The sequence below is a fragment of the Bacillus sp. ISL-41 genome, assembly GCF_018613235.1.
Classification (GTDB): domain Bacteria; phylum Bacillota; class Bacilli; order Bacillales; family Cytobacillaceae; genus Mesobacillus.
The window spans coordinates 1-17,447 of record NZ_JAGGQP010000017.1 but is presented as its reverse complement, the minus strand read 5'-3'; the positions used below and the strand labels follow the sequence as shown (position 1 = coordinate 17,447).

Here is a 17,447-nt window from a genome sequence, read left to right as displayed (position 1 = left end):
CTTCACCCCGCATTAACTTTTTCCTTCCTCTTTACCTTTGCAGGCGTCCCTACTGCAAGACAATTCTCTGGAAGATGATCTATCACAGTTGCTCCTGCGCCAATGGTTGACCACTCACCAATTATTTTATTTGGTATCACCGTAGCCCCACTACCCACGAATGTTCCTTGGCCCAGTTTTACAGTGCCTGCAATTGTAGTATTGGGACAGATGTGAACAAAGTCTTCCAATATACTGTCATGCTCTACCACGGAACAAGAATTAAGAATACAATGATTCCCAATGATGGCATCTGAATTCACTACAGCTTGAGGCATTATAACTGAACCATAGCCGATAGTGACAGACGGACTGATGCTTGCTGATTGATGGGCAAGAGAAATATAGTCAGTGCTCAAAAAATTAAGCTGTTCAGCAATTAATTTCCTTGTTCGATTATCTCCAATCGCTATAATAAATTTTACATTTCCATGTGCATCTTTAATTTCCTTTGCTGCTTTAACAGGACCTAATATCACGTTGTTTATGACTTGCTTAACTTCGTACTTATTATCCAAATATCCAATAATTTGAAGCTCAGGTATTGGCCGAATGATATCAGATATAACCTTGCTATGCCCCCCATGTCCAATAAGAACTACTTTCATCGATTCCCCCCTCCCATAGACGTTTTTGATCCTTTAAAACTCTCTACTGTTACGTTGCCAGGTTGGTTTATACCTTCAGATGTAATAACTTTGTAGGCTGTTAAAAACAAAATTCGCATGTCAAGAAGGAAAGAATGGTTCTTAACATACCAGATATCCAACTTAAATTTCTCTTCCCACGAAATAGCATTCCTCCCATTTACCTGTGCCCACCCAGTAATTCCTGGTCTAACATTGTGCCTCAGTGACTGTTCTTTTGTATATAAAGGCATATATTCCCTAAGTAGAGGCCTTGGCCCCACTAAACTTAAATCACCTTTTACAACATTCCACAACTGGGGGTACTCATCCAAGCTATATTTCCGAAGTAATTTCCCAAATGATGTTAACCGTTTAAAATCAGGAAGCAATTGTCCATGTGCGTCTGTTTCATCCGTCATGGTTCTGAATTTGTACAGACAAAAAAGTTCTCCATATAAACCGGGTCGCTGTTGTTTAAATATAATGGGAGATCCTAGTTTTACTCTTATTATTAACGAGACAATGATAAAGATTGGAGATAAAGCAATTAACAGTAGTAATGACACGGAAAGATCAAATAACCGTTTCATATTTTATTCTCCTGCTCTTTTAGACGTAGCTAATAACTGTTCTTTGATTTCTTCAATAAATTCATTTATTTGGATATGTTCGGACTGTATTCCCTTAAAATAAATATTCATTAATAAGGCATGCAGCTTCTCTGTGGTTAATTGTTCAGATATATCCATTTAACTTCCCTCTCTTACACCTTATTTCTAAATAAAAAATCCTCACTCGAAAATGAGTGAGAATGTGCATAATCTTTACTCTCAAAACCATCCGGGTTGTTAATCTGCCAGCGCCAAGTGTCTCTGCACATTTCCTCAAGACTTTTCTTTGCTATCCACCCCAGATTTTTCTTCGCCTTCTCAGGATTTGCATAACAAGCAGATACATCACCCGGCCTCGGATCAACAATTTTGTATGGGATATTCTTTCCTGTAGCTTTTTCGAAAGCAGATATCAATTCGAGAACACTATTGCCTTTACCAGTTCCTAGATTGTATACTTCAACTCCTGTTGAATATGTAACTCTTTCTAAAGCTTTCAAGTGTCCAAAAGCTAAATCAACTACGTGAATGTAATCTCTTACTCCCGTCCCATCGAACGTTGGGTACCCGTTTCCATAAACTTTTAGTTCCTTTAATTTCCCAATTGCAACCTGCGAAATATAAGGCATAAGATTATTTGGCATCCCATTTGGATCCTCACCTAGAAGTCCACTCTCATGAGCACCGACAGGATTAAAGTACCTTAATATTGAAATGCTCCAATGATTATCTGATAGATAAAGATCATTAAGTATTTCCTCTATCATATGTTTACTGCGTCCATAAGGATTTTTTGCACCTAAAGGGCTATCCTCGGAGATAGGGAGTCTCTCAGGTGATCCATAAACTGTAGCTGATGAACTGAAGACTAGTTTTTTTACATTATATTTTTTCATCAGCTTACAAAGGATTAGAGTGCTCATTAGATTGTTATGATAATACAAAGTCGGATTGCTGACTGACTCTCCTACTGCCTTTAACCCTGCAAAATGGATGACAGCTTTAATTTCGTTTTCTAAAAATACTTTCTCTAGTCTAATCTCATCCAGTAAATCAACATTATAAAACCTAAATGAACATCCCGTTATTTCCGTTATTCTTTTTAACACCTGGGGCTTACTATTAAGAAAGTTATCCAGTACGACAATTTCGGAGCCGGCACTTAGTAATTCCACACATGTATGACTGCCGATATATCCGGCACCTCCAGTAATTAAAATCGCCATCTTTTCCTCCTGCTCATAATCCAATATAGTTACTTGAATATTTAATATTCAAACTGATTACACTTTCAAAGAAATAGTAAGCAAGGTAGCATAAAATAATTACTAAATATACTAGCTTCTGATCTTTCTCTCTGAACACCTTGACAATCCAAGAGATTAAGATAATTTGGTAAAGTTCGAAATAAATATTAAATCTTGCGAATATCCAGTTAGCAGTTGATATAATCATGAATGATAGACCAATTAATGCCATATTAACTATGACATCACTGTCTGGAAAAATATCTTTAAGTTTTTCTCTTCCAAAGAAAGCAATTATTAATGGAATAGAGAATACAAAAACCCTGATTATATTTGCTCCACCTTCATCGAACTGACTGTATACTCCATACTGACTATCCTGTATGACTGAAAATAATGCACTTGAAAATTGGTTAAAGCCTAAAACAATCAAAGCTGCACCAAGCAGCAAGACTAATGTTGCTTTAGTCCATGCTTTATTTCTTACCAGGAAGTATATAGGAATTAAAATCAATGCACTCTGGTGAAAGAAGGAAGCAAATATCACAGCAAGAGTGTATTTTAACCAATTTCCTTCAATCAAATATTTTGTAGCCGAAAAAATTATCGCAGCTGCTAAACACTGCCTAATGCCGTTCATCGTAACTAAAAATAAGCCTCCAGTTACATAGACATAGACGCTTAATTCAAACAACCTAGAATATTTATACAAGCCAATTATAATAAGTGCGTTGGTGATTAAAGCTGTTATAAAAACCAATATTTGAGGATCATTTGAATAACTTTTTAGAATCATTTGAAGGATGGCAAACCCCATATCATCTTGGGTTTTAACGAATTCCCATGTAAAATCGGAAAGTTCAAATGCGTGCATATAGAAGGGTGTATCACCAATATTATTACGTAACCCTGAAACCAAAATGAAAGATATAACAATTCCAAAAACAATGAATTTATTTGGCTTTACTGATACTATTGAACCGTTAAGAACAAAAGTTGTAGAAAAGTAACGTGAAAAAACAGCTAATAAAAATACAATTAGAAGATTGATCCAGAGGACGGTCATCTACTTGTTCCTTTCATTTTTTACATATGTTGTCGCTTATAGATTAGATTAAATCCATTCCTTAAGGATAATTTTGTTGACAGCAAATTTTTTATCTGATCAATTCCCGATCTAAAGTTGTAGCTAGATAATTCAATAATTGATTTCTTAAATCCTTATGCTTTAATGCAAATTCAATAGTAGTTTTAATAAAGCCCATTTTTTCACCAACATCGTAACGTGTGCCTTCAAAGTCATATGCATAAACAGCTTCACGCTTATTTAATGAAGCTATTGCGTCAGTAAGTTGAATTTCTCCACCAGCACCAGGTTTCTGCTCAGATAAAATTTCGAAAATTTTCGGACTTAATATATAGCGACCCAAAATAGCTAGATTAGATGGAGCTTCATCTTGGATTGGTTTTTCCACTAAATCGCTGACACTATAAATTCGGTTTCCAATCGCATTTCCTCCGACAATTCCATACCTGGATACCTCTTCCTCTGGAACCGATTGGACTCCCAGAATACTGGCATTGTAACGATCATATTGTTGAATCAACTGCTGTAAACAAGGTTTTTCAGCTTGAACAATATCATCTCCAAGCAGGACCGCAAAAGGTTCATTACCTATGAATTTACGTGCACACCAAATCGCATGACCCAATCCTCTTGGTTCTTTTTGACGGATATAATGGATATCCACTAGTTTAGAAGATTTTTGCACTTCACTTAAAAGCTCATACTTTCCTTTTTCGAGTAAGTTCTGTTCTAGTTCAAAAGAATGATCAAAATGGTCTTCTATTGCACGCTTTCCTTTGCCGGTGACTATAATTATATCTTCTATTCCAGATTCAACAGCTTCCTCAACAATGTATTGGATGGTTGGTTTATCGACGATCGGAAGCATTTCTTTTGGCATTGCTTTTGTTGCAGGAAGAAACCTAGTTCCAAGTCCTGCCGCTGGGATTATCGCTTTTCTTACCTTCATATTTTCCACTCCCTTTAAACTGATACCCTCATTTTTTGTGTTCTTGGAATTTTATAGTTTGCTATAGAGAGAAGGTGTTCTCTCAATTCTTCTTTACTTACGTTCGGATAGTCAGAAATCAGATTTTCAATCTCTTCTGTCAACAATTCTGAAGTTTTGCCAACATATATTTTTGGATAGATTTGCTCTTCATGTACTTCGTTTTCATTTAATAACTCTTCAAACAGTTTTTCACCTGGCCTCATACCTGTATATTCAATTCCGATTTCATCGATTGAGTAGCCGGAGAGTTTGATTAGATTTTTTGCTAGGTCCACGATTTTAACTGGCTCACCCATATCCAGAACAAAAATCTCTCCTCCTTTAGCAAGCGACCCTGCCTGTAAAACGAGTCGTGACGCTTCGGGTATGGTCATGAAATATCTGATCATATCAGGATGGGTAACTGTGACCGGTCCCCCTTTTTCAATTTGCTTTTTAAATAGAGGTATGACGCTTCCCCTGCTTCCTAACACATTACCGAACCGCACGGCCACAAATTTTGTCTCACTTTCTTGATCCATTCTTTGTACAATCATTTCTGCGAGCCTTTTAGTTGCTCCCATTACACTTGTTGGGTTAACAGCCTTATCGGTAGAAATCATTACAAAGGTTTTGACGGCATTCCATTTTGCAGCAAGCGCAAGATTCAACGTTCCAATTATATTGTTTTTCACTGCTTCTTCAGGGTTGCACTCCATAAGTGGGACATGTTTATGTGCAGCAGCATGATAAACCATTTCCGGCTTATATGTGTTCATAACTGTCAACATTTTTTTTGCATCTTGAATATCAGCAATTACCGGAGTAAATCGAATATCTGTATTGGCACAGGAATCTTTAAGCTCCATTTCGATGGAATAGATACTGTTTTCACCGTGACCTAGCAAAATAAGCTGTTTTGGTTTAAATTGTACAATCTGCCGGCAAACTTCCGAACCAATTGATCCACCAGCACCTGTAACTAAGATGACTTTATTAGTGATGTTTTCAGAAATATTTTCATAATCCAGCTTTACAGTTTCTCTCCCAAGTAAGTCTTCTACTTGAACATCACGGAAATGATTTACAGATATTTTTCCTGTCATTAAATCTTCCAACATCGGCAAAATCTGGGTTTTAGCTTTTGTTTTTGCACACTCCAGAAATATTTTATTTAATTCTTCTTTTGCTAAAGAAGGAATAGCAATTATGATATTATCAATGGCATAGTTTTTTACGGCCTCTTCTATTTCTGAAATTCCTCCAACAACGGGTATACCTAAAATGTTTAGTTTTTGCTTCTTTTCGTCATCGTCAATAAAAGCCACAGGAAGGAGATCAGTCTGCAAATTATTGGCTAATTGTCTTGCTACCATTGTCCCAGCAGAGCCAGCTCCAATTATTAACAGCCTGGTTTTATTTTCTTTTTGCTTGATTAGAGAATCACGAAACACTCTCCATGAAAAGCGTGATCCACCAATTAAAGACATATTCAGGAGCCAGGTTACACATAATAATCTGAATTCGATTTCATTGAATACTACTAGTTGTACAACTCCTGCTAGGGCTATTGATAGGGAAGCAATCTTGAGGATGCTAAACAATTCCCCTATACTCGCATATTCCCATGCTCTTTGATATAAATGGAATTTGAAAGAAAAAATATGATGAGAAAAGATGATTACGAGAGAGGTTAAAACCATTCTTAATGTGAAAACCATTATGGTGCCATCTACAAGAAATTTACTAAAATAAATTGCAGCAAGAACGATACTTGAGTCAAAAAAAATAAAAAATGATAACCTCTGTCGATAAGTCATCTTCAATCTATTCCTCCCTTATCCTTGATTAAAATTTCATTAGTTTTTCCGATCATTTGTTCACCAGGAAATTATTTACCACACATTAAAAATGATAGGTACATGCTCTTACAAAGAACACATAACTATCATTTTTAATAAAAGCGGGCATCTAACCCACCCTCACATCACACTCTTGACGACCAGCGTCTAAGGTATTCTTACCCACAGTATGACCGAGTGCCTCCATTGATAATGGAAAGGAGACATGTCCAAGTATCATTAAAATCTTAAATTCTCAATAAAGAACAATATGGTTAAAAAATTTTAATCTGCTAATTATTCAAAATTACCCCTAATAGTTTCGCTTTCGAAAATTCAATCATCTTTTTTGACTCAGCAGCATTTTGTGCCTTTGTTTTACCATTTTTCACAACCAGGATTACTGCATCACACAAGCTTGCTAAAAGCTTGGTATCCGGTAAAGTATGAAGAGCGGTCGAATCAAGAAGAATGACGTCGTAGGATTCTTTTACTTTTGAAAGGAAATTTTTCATCATTTTTGATCCCAATAGTTCAACCGGATTGTTCGGAGTAGGACCACTTGCTAATAAGTCCAATCTCCAAATTTCTGTATGATGAACAACTTCATGAAATGAACATCTCTCTGTAAGTACATCAGTCAGCCCATTAGAATTTGAAGTATGGAAAAACTCATGCATATTAGGTGTTCTAAGATTCGCATCAATAACAAGGACTTTTTTCTTTTGTTGTGCCATGGAAACCGCTAAATTAGCTATCATTGTAGACTTCCCATCACCATCTTCTGGCGACGTCAGTAAAAATGTGGAGGCCTTTTGTTCCTGCATCATAAAATTCAAGTTGGTATGAATCATTTGAAATTGATCCGCTAGAACCGAATCTGGATAATAATAAGTTAGATAGGGGTCCTTTTTTTTAGCTTTTTTAAAAATGTCCTTATTTATAATCAATTGTTTCACCCCTATTATTAGAAACTGTTTGAATTTTACTTGCCGCTTTTCGAATACTTCTCTTGTTGATTTTAGGAATTCTCCCTATAACTGGTACCCCTAATAATTCCTCTATTTCTTTTCTGGAGCGAATTCTGTTATCTACTGATTCTAAAAAGAATCCCAAACCAATCCCCAAGACCAGCCCCCCGATAACCCCATAGATTAACATTTTATTAGTCTTCGGATTTATGGGGACAGGATTTACCTTCGATTTAGATAAAATTCTGATATAATCTTGCCCTACGATTTTGGGAACTTCCTGTCTAAAAACTTCAGCTACCGTATCCGCTATTTTTGACGCCATAACAGGATCAGTATCAACAACACCTATGCTGACAACCTGAGAACTATCCACACTATTTACTGATATTTGATTCGCTAACTGATCTGATGATTTTTCCAGCTTCATTTCCTTGATGACAATGTCTAAAATGGATGAATCGCGGACAATTACCTGAAGAGTCTTTCTAGACTCTTCGGGTGCACCAATAATAATTCTGGATGAAGAATGATATAAAGGCACTACTGTTGCTTGATTTAAGAAAAAGCCGATCAAACCTGCAATCAAGGTAACCGAAGCAATTACCCATATGCGCCTTTTGAAAACCAGGTACAATTCCTCTAGATTGATATCTTTTGATTTTTTCGGGGCTTGCCGTGACAGTTGTTGACTCATAATACCACCTTTTATACAAAAATTCGTAATTAGTTCTTTATAGAGAACAACTTTCGCGAGAAAATGCAATTTTAATACCAAATTATTAAAACTTATTATAATTATTTTAGTTCTTTATAGAGAACAAGTCAATAGAAATAAATTAAATGTTTTAATCGTGGGTATTAAACACTTATCTCCATTTGCTTTTGAAGTAAACGGCTGAAAACTCCAGTGTTTTCCTTTGCAAGTTGATTAAACTTTCCTTGTTGAATAATTTCACCCTTATTCAGTACAACAACTTGATCTGCATTTTTTATGGTGGATAAGCGGTGTGCGATTACAATAATTGTCATATTTCCTTTAATTCTTTCAAGGGCTTCTTGGATTTTATATTCATTTTCTGTATCCAGGGCACTCGTTGCTTCATCCAGTATGAGAATTGAAGGATTACGTAGAATGGCGCGAGCTAATACTAGCCTTTGTCTCTCTCCTCCAGATAACTTTATTCCCCTATCCCCAATCAAGGTTTCTAACCCATTAGGTAAATTTCTGACAAAATCATCAGCTGCTGCAAATTTAAGAGCATCCCAGATTTGTTCATCATTTGCATTTTTTTCTATAAGCATTAAATTTTCACGAATTGTAGTATTAAATAGAAACGGTTCTTGCGGTACATAACTTATGGATCGTCTTAATGAAATAATATTTTCACTTGTAATTTTTTTACCGTCAATTAAAACTTCACCTATTTCAGGTTTATTAAGACCCATTAGCAAATCAATTAATGTGCTTTTGCCGGCTCCAGAGTGCCCAACTATTGCAGTCATACAATTCACAGGAAAATGCAAGTTAATTTTTCTTAATGCATAGGTACCCGCTTCTTTTTCATATCGAAAATATACATTATTACATACCAGTCCTTGCTTATTTTCGATTGTATTAACATTAAGAAACATTTTTTCATTTAGTTCTTGTTCAGCTAGAGATTGCTTTTGTAAATGAAGCAGATTTCTAAATGATGGTATTACAGAACCTAATTGTTCCAAAATAGTCTGTATTGCAGTTATCCTAGGCCATAACCTTGAAAATATCACCAAAATTAAAAATAACGAGGCAGACTCTCCCTCAAATACTTTTATAGATACAAAAACAAAAAAGCCAATTAATAAAGAAGAAACCATCTTATAAATAAAATTCGATTTAGTTTTAATATCTACCGATTTAATTACGTTTTTTTCCATTTGTGCGTTTAAATTTTTGAACCACAAAATATGCTGCTCCTCTAGATTGTTACTCTTTATCTCTTTTATTCCATTTAGGTGGTCTGTTATCCCGGCCAAATATAGTTGGGATAATTCTATATTTTGTTGTCCTAAATTACTGGTTTGCCGTATAATCCTCCGAGAAAAAAAAATCATTAATAACCCAAATACAGTAACAAAGACAGTTAATTTCACAGAGAACAAACAAGCAATTCCTATCTGAATTACTGTAAAGATTATCGAAGAGATAAAATTAAAAAATAGATTTACACCTGCGCTCACACGAGCAGTTTCTGATACCATCGAATTTATTAAATCAGATTTTCTTTTTCTTAAATGAAAGCCCCAATTGGAAAATATCAGTAATTTATACGTTTCTTCTCTCAAATGCCGGGCAAAGCTTTGCTGAATCCGGCTATTAAGAATTGTTTGTCTTCTTTTAAAGTAACTTTGTCCGATCATTATTAATACAAAGATACCTAGAATAATCAATAGTCCAATTGTTTCTGGTATATTTTGAAATAATGAATCTAATTCACTAATAAGAAATATATCTTGTTTAGATATATCAATAATGTTTGTTAAATTTATTAAAGGTAAAAGCAAAAATACCCCTATTCCTTCAAACAAACTAATGATAATCATGGCAATAAGATTAAAATACAAAATTTTACCTGAAAAAGTATGTGTGAGTTTAATAAAATGTATAGCTTCTTTCAACTGTTACCACCTCCTTTTTAGGAAAACGCTTGCCTCTTAGCTTTTCTCCAAATACATAAAAAAGGCCTTAAAATAAAATATAAAAAATGAAGTTTTTTAGGTAAAGGTAATGTAACTGAATCGATGTGATATGGATATAAATAACTAAACAAGTGTAATATTTTTTGTTGTACAGACATTAAGGAATATAAATAACGCTTATGGTATAAAAATATTTTTTCATCTACAGGTTCATCATGTAAATTCACCATATCTTTGAGATAAAAAATTGCCTCTTGACTTAGGGAGATGGATCGTTTATCTCTATGGAAATTCTTCATTCCGTCAGTTATTTTTGAATTCAGCAATTCAGAAACTAATATTACCGCTTGACCAACAAGATGAGAATTATCATACTTTTTTATAAGAGAATTAATTTTCCTCCAGTTCAATTCCTGGGTAACCATTTGGTGTATGTCACTTAACCAGCGAATTCGTGACCATCCGTGTCTTGCTCCGTGTGATACGAGAAATAAAAACAAGTCCTCTCTACCCAATATATATATTGGATTTCCTGAAAAAAACATTTCTCTTTTCCGCTTCCAAAGTTCATAAAAGTCTGGCTCTTTTCCTGGTCCGGGATTAAGTCTCCAATGAATCTCAATCTTAATTTTTTTTGTTTTATGGTGATAAGTTATATGATGATGTCTCCATTTCCAATCTTCCAATACAGTCTTTATATAGTCATCTTTTAAATAACCATGAGATTCCAATAGGGTATGAATAAAATTGATATCTTCAATTGAGATTAATAAATCTAAATCTCCACAAGTCCTCATTGAAACATCCCCATAAATTTCAGAACCAAGCATGGGACCCTTTAAAAAAATAGTTTTAATATTATTAGTATGAAAAATATTTGCTAAATGCTCCATTTCACTACTTAACTGAAGCATTTTAAAAACATTTCTTCTATATAACCCCTCAATCGTTTGCTCAACGTATTTAGGAACAATACCTTCTTTTAATTTTTGGAGTTTTAAGAACATTAATGGATAAACGCGATGATGAATTGTTAAATCCAAGAATTTTTTCCAATTAATTTGTTCACTTTTGTTGCTTAAAAACTTCGTAATATCTTCCTCATCACCCTTAAGTACCTCAAGTATCAGCATTAATTCTTGGGGAATGGTTTGTATGTCGAGAATTGGATTATTCACATTCACTTCTCCTTAATTTAATAATTACCTCGACCATTTGATGCAAATTTATAAACAACTACAAAATTCTTCATTTCTTCTGAACCTGTAATATAAATGGATCCACTTCTTAGCCAGGCATGTGCAATCAAATTTCCATCCTTCTCTTTTGCAGTTCCCAAGTAAAGTGTACTGTCAATTTTCCTCCGTCTCAACATAAACATTGCAGCAATAGCCTGCACTAAGCATTGGCTTTCCCAGAAGGTATATTTACTTATAATCTTTACTGCATACGCCACTTTTTTTGCTACTTGTAAATTTTCGATATCTAATTCACGAGAAGATTCAATCATTTTTTTTCCAAGTAACTGGGATGCCTTTTGGAAAGGCACCCTTTTTACCACACGAGCCCATGCCAGCAGAAAAAAAGCTTCGATTAGCAAAAGTTTCATTTGATAATCAAAAGTAATAAATAACCAGATCTTTTTCACACTCTACGATTCCTTCCTCTTCATTCGAAATTTATATCTTTTTATTTTTGTTCCACCTTTATAAGATTTTCCTTAAATAAAATATTTAAAAACGGTATAAGGTCTGCTCTGCATTGATATGTATCTACATTAAATTCTTCCGCTAATACGGATATTAATTTATTTATAGAAGTAGGCTGCTGTATCAATTTCCAAATGCATCCACCAACATTGCCTAAATTGTAATATTTCCCGTTTTCTATACTCAACATAACAGTTTCTCCATTCATATCACTAGTAATCATTCCTGAACTTTGAACAATAGACATTTCGGGAGAAAGTTCATCAATTCTTAACATTTTCGTTTTCCAACTCCTTATTTATACATCTTAAAATTGAGGTTACCAGTTCATTTGCTGTAAATTTATTATTGGGCCGAGCAACTTGATACATATTGACTTGACTTATTATTTCTATTGATTTTTGAAAATGCCATTTAGAAAGATTAAGGTTATGGATCAGTAATTTCCTGTATGTATGACTCAACAGTGTACGCAAACGCAAAATACCATCAATTCTTGCCAGCTCGATCTCTTCATGTTCAGTTTTTGTAAGTTCAAATATAGCCTTTAATGGTAAGGATTTTGTTGCGAATTGTTTATTAACCGGAATGGCAAATTTATTCTCTCTCTGATAAATAGGTTTAAATTTATCTTTGTTAATTCCGAACTTGGCTAGGCTTTCATCCCATAGTTTTTGTTGGGGATAAGAAGGAATTACCAAAGGCGAATTATTATCAGAAAAATATATACCAGTTATATCATCGGTTATCAATTCATAACCTCTTTGTACAAATGCCGATGCTAATGTGGATTTACCTGCACCAGAGTTGCCAATGATAGCATAAGCTTGCCCATCAACTGAAATAGCACTCCCGTGTAATGGAAGAATTCCTCTTTGCAATAAAATAGCACCCATGCAACTTCCCAGAACGAATAGCCTGATTTCTTCTTCTTTATTTACTCCTAATGGAGAAATGGTGATGAGGTTTCCTTCTTCAATTAGAAATATAGCTGTTTCATGAACTTTAAACATTACAAGTTTTTCATTTATGATAAACTTGGTATTCTTCCTAGAATATTCTGACCATAAATCAGATAAATCATCTATTCTAATTTCTATATCTATAACTTCCCTATCATTGACAGTCTCTCTTAATTCAGGAAAGTAAATTTCACTTTTTATTGAAAATCCAAAAGCATTATAAATAAACTTATTTGCGACTTTATCCATAAAATATCCTCTCCAATAATGCCTTTATATAAAAGACCCTTATAATATCTATTATATAAGGGCCTTTTATGTAGTTAAAACTTATACAGTCTATTGAAATCATAAATATGAGTTCAAATAGGATTGTAAAAGAACTTTTTCTTAACTTTTAGCGTCCAAATGATCTCCATTTTCATCTACTGGAATTTCAGTTTCCTCAGACCAATCTGCATCATAGACTCTTCCATTGACATTATGGAATGTCATTTTGATATCCAACATTTCTAATTCTGGTTTTTTCCATTCTCTTTTCATTTTTTCACCCCCTTTCAAAAGTACTTTTTTATTAATCTATACACAATAACTGCTCGCATTAATACCCTATAATTTGGGTCTGACATTCTGTTTGGCCTAACACCCATTTCACTACTTGTTAATGCTGATCTGATTGTTGCTTCATCAAAAAACTGGATTACATAAGAATCTTTTATAAGTTCCTTTACTTCGTTCATGAATAAATTCCAAGATGGAATCATACGATGAAGCCAATCTGCCCCCTGCATCCCTCTAATGCTTTGGTTCAACCTAATTTGATCAGGCAAAATGTTTTCTGTGGCTCTTCTTATTAATGCTCTATCTAATCCATCTTGAACATATTGGTCTTCGGGTAATGCAAAACAAAATCTCACCAGACGAAGATCATTTGTTGGGTCGCGTTTCCAGAGTTTATAACGTAAAGAAAGTTTTGCATTAAAAGTACTGCCTGAATTCCAAGCAGAAATTTTATCAAAGATGATTCTTCTTTGGTTGTAAATACTTTGGCTGACTAAATTCCCATTATCGTCAATTCCATGCTGATTTAACTTTTCAAATACGCCTGTTTTCCTTGCAAGTTCCTTGTTAATTAGAGAAGACATTTTATTAGTTTTAGAAACATGGTGATTAATGAAAGGATAACCTTTTTTTACAATATCCGGTAGTAAGCGAAATCTAGCTCCTCCTGTTTTTAAACTATAATTCTGCAATTCTTGAATTAATTTCAACCACTTAAACTGTTTTAAGAGAAGTGCATAATAATCAATAGCTGATCCCCAAGAAATAGTTGAGTTGCCTTTATCACCATTAAGGAGAATTCCAACTCCCTTTTCATTTGCTGCCTCAAATATGCCTCTTAACCAGAAAGAATTCTCTGCAAATTTGTATGGCATTTCCATTACATCAAGGTAGTCATCTATTTCTGTATAAGAATTTCGTCCCTCAAAATCATAATAATTGTCAGTAATGCCTCCAACGAACTGAACTGTTTTTTTTATATATGGTCTTTCGTCAGTCATTAATTTTTTATGTGTAAAATCAATAAAATCCCTTGGGGGAATATAACTAAAAGTTTGCAAAGTTTTATTTTCTTTCTGAAGTTCCTTAGCTGCGAAACCTACCACCGCTCCAGAATCTAGTCCTCCACTTAATTGAGATCCTATTGCTTTAAATGTTCTTAATCTACAATTAACTGCCTTGTGAAAAACTTCTTGAAAAGCACTTACGTAATCTTCATTTGATTTAAATTTTATTTTTTGGTTGGGAGTAAATGCTCCATAGCGATTTAAATCATATTTTTTTCTATCGATAGATATCCTATGAAAAGGTGGAACCTGTTGAATATTTTCAAAAGGAGTTGTACGTGCATCTACAGTATCAAACATGCCAGTTATAGCTAAAAATTCTGCAATATAACTTTCATTTAATCGTTTCTCAATAAAAGGTAGACTTAATAAGGGTTCAATAGTTGTACAAAAAGCTAAACGAGTGTCATTTTTAAAATAATATAAAGTTCTGTAACCCGAAGGATCTCTCGCACCAAATAATTGTTGCTTCTTCTCATCCCATATCATAAAAGCAAAGTCCCCAATGAGGTATTTAGGAGAGTCTTCTCCCCATTTATAATAGGATAGTAGAATCAGCTCGCTATCAGTAATTTTCTTCCTTCTTTCCTTCTTAACTTGTAAAGCTTCAAATAGTTCTTCCCGGTTATCTATAATTGCATCTGCTGTTATCGCTAGTTTTCGATCGTGATCATAGTAGGGAAGCTTCTCTCCAATAGACTCAGGTGTGATCCACTGAGCGTGGCAGCCAAGGAAAACCTTATCACTATACCAGGTTTGTACATCGTCTGCTGGATATCTTTCAAGTTCCTTCATAAGCCTTATCCCATAATCTGTGTTCACAGGCTCATTATTAAGATTTAATATCCCTGCAATTGCACTCATATTTTCCTCCTGTATATCTAAAACGCATTGTTGTTCACTAAAAAGAACGAAGAAATTAAAAAAATGGCGCGACAAAATGCAACCGGTTATTCATAGTGACTTATCAACCTTTATAATTCTTTGAATCACCCGTTCTTTATGAAGAACACTTATTTAAAATTATAATATTCGTTTTAAAGAACAAAGTCAACAGAATTTTAACACAAATTCTATTTTATATCTTTGTATAGAATTAAGAACTCTTATACCTTTATTAAAGAATAAAACCGAAAGTAGGTAATCTGTATTGTAAAGAATTCCTTTCTTGCTATTTGCTTCTATCTAGCTAGCTCCATAGTTCCAACAGTTTCGTACGCTCATTCCTAAGGTGATGATCATTAGAAAGTTATACTTCTTATTTTGAAGGTTTTTCACTCACATGTTTGCTTTAAGTAAAGAAAATAAGTAACAATCTCTAATCAGGGACTATACATATCCTTTATTTTTGCTGCATAATAAAACCCGCTCTCTATGACGTTAATGCGAGGAGCGGGCTCTTTTCGTTTATTTAACCAAATGACCAATTTCGTCCATAATAATCGATTCCATATCTTCTTTCGAATGAACGGACTTAACATCTTCAAAAGCAACGTCCACGTAATAGATACTTGAATTCAACAATTCTACTTGTACCCGGTGTATGTTCAGGTTGGATGATTTTATTTTTTGGACCATCTGCCACCATTTCTCCAACCCTTCTTCTGTCACAATTGATTTATAGTTATCATTCTCGACTTCAATGGCTAGGAATAATAAATAATCTTGGCATTCCGTTAAATCGATTTTTTCTAATTCGTTATTTTGAAGGTAATTATCACAAGACAAGAAATGCGGATCATATGAATTTTCATCCCTGCTGAATCCTAAAGACTCAATTTCAGTTAGCGTATCCTCGAACACCGGATAATCCTTCTTAAAGAAATGCTTCTTAACGAGCGTGTCCGTATTCAGTGAACCGTAATAATGGTCATTATGAATGATGTTTTTCATGTCTGTTAGGGAATGGATATCAGCTAAACTCTTTCGAATAGGAACCTCTATTTCAAACTTCCGTGCGGAAGAATTATCGTATTCATACATATTCTTGAACTCAGAGTACTCCTCGCCATTCACAACAATCTTTTCAAAGCTATAATTAGCTGCCGATAGCAATTCTTGAATTTTTAGAAAAAAGGGCACTCCCTCATAAAGCATCTGATAGTCTGAGTCTTTTAAAGTAAAACCATCCTTTTTAAAAAGATAAAGTGTTGCCTTCTTTTCATTTTCATCATAGTCATGAGTATAAATCGTACTATCAACAAGCTTGGAGTGGTGAAAACCCATGTCAATAAAATCACCGTACAATGGCGAGTCTTGGTAATCCTTATTCAACTTATTGAATTCTGATTGTTCTTTGAAGCTATCGCCCGAAATACTACTAAAAAGTGGACCTATACCAGATTGAAAAAACACTTCGAACTGAAGAGTGGGGTCATCTTTACTTATTACAGTTGTAGAACCATATGGACTCTTTGCCCCCAAGGTTGGTTCCCGCGGCACCTCCACTTTTATCCCATGGTTACTCTGGACATACTGCTTGATATCTTCCTTATCCAGCCCCACCGAACAACCACTTACCAAAACGGTCAGAACAATGAGCATAAAAACCGTACCTCTCCTCATTAACACACCCCAATTTCTTTTCTATTAATTATATCAAGTTGCTGTTATTTTTCCCTTCAAATATATAAGCTTTCTATAATAAATAAGGTGATGCAAAATTGGCCGTTGAAGCGGTATCTGCGATATGGGCTAAACACTTAGCCACTATATCTCAAGAGCACAGGGACCTTATGCTTCTAATTAGATAAAGGCACTTCATATTGGACAGCTATTCTTCCTACAAAAAACCGCACAGATTGACAACTGTGCGGCAATAATATGAATATTTGCGGGACTGCGTGGAAATCAAACCCGCCTAACCAGGTATGCAGGTCACAAGCGTTTTTTGATGTTTGCTGGCTTCTGTATTAAAGAGCCTTATCATCAACCGTATTCAAATAAGCTTCAATCTCACCAATCACAGATTTCACACAACCATCTTCAAATGGAGAAATTAAGTTCGCTTCTTTGACCAACTCTGTGAATGATTGGCTTCCACCTAGATTACAAAACCAGCTAATAGTTTG

General features: G+C 34.5%; 17 protein-coding genes. All 17 read right to left on the bottom strand.

Going from position 1 to position 17,447, the window contains the following annotated elements; all coding sequences use genetic code 11:
* Positions 1-2: 2 nt before the first annotated feature.
* Positions 3-647: an acetyltransferase gene (locus J7I80_RS08155; RefSeq protein ID WP_214737369.1), complete on the bottom strand. Its 645-nt coding sequence runs from the start codon at positions 645-647 to the stop codon at positions 3-5.
* A complete protein-coding gene (locus J7I80_RS08150) occupies positions 644-1,258 on the bottom strand; it encodes a sugar transferase (RefSeq protein ID WP_214737367.1) in 615 nt (204 codons plus the stop codon). The genes J7I80_RS08155 and J7I80_RS08150 overlap by 4 nt, the downstream gene beginning before the upstream one ends.
* 3 nt (positions 1,259-1,261) lie before the next feature.
* Positions 1,262-1,417 carry a YwzD family small protein gene (locus J7I80_RS08145; protein ID WP_214737365.1) on the bottom strand — a complete coding sequence of 52 codons (156 nt, stop codon included), beginning with the start codon at positions 1,415-1,417 and terminating at the stop codon, positions 1,262-1,264.
* A gap of 14 nt (positions 1,418-1,431) precedes the next feature.
* A complete protein-coding gene (galE, locus tag J7I80_RS08140; RefSeq protein ID WP_214737363.1) occupies positions 1,432-2,505 on the bottom strand; it encodes a UDP-glucose 4-epimerase GalE in 1,074 nt (357 codons plus the stop codon).
* Positions 2,506-2,518: 13 nt separating this feature from the next.
* Positions 2,519-3,592 carry an EpsG family protein gene (locus J7I80_RS08135; RefSeq protein WP_214737361.1) on the bottom strand — a complete coding sequence of 358 codons (1,074 nt, stop codon included), beginning with the start codon at positions 3,590-3,592 and terminating at the stop codon, positions 2,519-2,521.
* A 91-nt stretch (positions 3,593-3,683) separates the two neighbouring features.
* Positions 3,684-4,562, bottom strand: coding sequence for a UTP--glucose-1-phosphate uridylyltransferase GalU (gene galU / locus J7I80_RS08130; protein ID WP_214737359.1), 879 nt, complete (start codon positions 4,560-4,562; stop codon positions 3,684-3,686).
* A gap of 14 nt (positions 4,563-4,576) precedes the next feature.
* Positions 4,577-6,403 carry a polysaccharide biosynthesis protein gene (locus tag J7I80_RS08125; RefSeq protein WP_214737531.1) on the bottom strand — a complete coding sequence of 609 codons (1,827 nt, stop codon included), beginning with the start codon at positions 6,401-6,403 and terminating at the stop codon, positions 4,577-4,579.
* Positions 6,404-6,717: 314 nt separating this feature from the next.
* Positions 6,718-7,374, bottom strand: a complete 657-nt coding sequence (locus tag J7I80_RS08120; RefSeq protein WP_251027663.1) for a CpsD/CapB family tyrosine-protein kinase — start codon at positions 7,372-7,374, stop codon at positions 6,718-6,720.
* A complete protein-coding gene (locus J7I80_RS08115) occupies positions 7,361-8,092 on the bottom strand; it encodes a YveK family protein (RefSeq protein WP_214737357.1) in 732 nt (243 codons plus the stop codon). Before J7I80_RS08115 ends, J7I80_RS08120 begins: the two co-directional genes overlap by 14 nt.
* Positions 8,093-8,256: 164 nt before the next feature.
* Positions 8,257-10,056 (bottom strand): ABC transporter ATP-binding protein, encoded by a 1,800-nt coding sequence (locus J7I80_RS08110; protein ID WP_214737355.1) that lies wholly within the window; start codon positions 10,054-10,056, stop codon positions 8,257-8,259.
* A 17-nt stretch (positions 10,057-10,073) separates the two neighbouring features.
* Positions 10,074-11,210 (bottom strand): nucleotidyltransferase domain-containing protein, encoded by a 1,137-nt coding sequence (locus J7I80_RS08105; protein ID WP_214737527.1) that lies wholly within the window; start codon positions 11,208-11,210, stop codon positions 10,074-10,076.
* A gap of 62 nt (positions 11,211-11,272) precedes the next feature.
* Positions 11,273-11,686: a lasso peptide biosynthesis B2 protein gene (locus J7I80_RS08100; protein WP_214737525.1), complete on the bottom strand. Its 414-nt coding sequence runs from the start codon at positions 11,684-11,686 to the stop codon at positions 11,273-11,275.
* 80 nt (positions 11,687-11,766) lie between these two features.
* Positions 11,767-12,063, bottom strand: coding sequence for a lasso peptide biosynthesis PqqD family chaperone (locus J7I80_RS08095; protein ID WP_214737353.1), 297 nt, complete (start codon positions 12,061-12,063; stop codon positions 11,767-11,769).
* Positions 12,050-12,997 carry a phosphoenolpyruvate carboxykinase (ATP) gene (locus J7I80_RS08090; RefSeq protein WP_214737351.1) on the bottom strand — a complete coding sequence of 316 codons (948 nt, stop codon included), beginning with the start codon at positions 12,995-12,997 and terminating at the stop codon, positions 12,050-12,052. The genes J7I80_RS08095 and J7I80_RS08090 overlap by 14 nt, the downstream gene beginning before the upstream one ends.
* A 141-nt stretch (positions 12,998-13,138) precedes the next feature.
* The gene (locus tag J7I80_RS08085) at positions 13,139-13,291 is read right to left on the bottom strand and encodes a paeninodin family lasso peptide (protein WP_214737349.1); all 153 of its coding nucleotides are present in this window, start codon (positions 13,289-13,291) and stop codon (positions 13,139-13,141) included.
* Between the two features lie 14 nt (positions 13,292-13,305).
* Entirely contained in the window at positions 13,306-15,240 is a 1,935-nt protein-coding gene (locus tag J7I80_RS08080; protein ID WP_214737347.1) for an asparagine synthase-related protein, read from the bottom strand.
* A 543-nt stretch (positions 15,241-15,783) separates the two neighbouring features.
* Positions 15,784-16,941, bottom strand: coding sequence for a hypothetical protein (locus tag J7I80_RS08075; RefSeq protein ID WP_214737345.1), 1,158 nt, complete (start codon positions 16,939-16,941; stop codon positions 15,784-15,786).
* Positions 16,942-17,447: the final 506 nt, after the last annotated feature.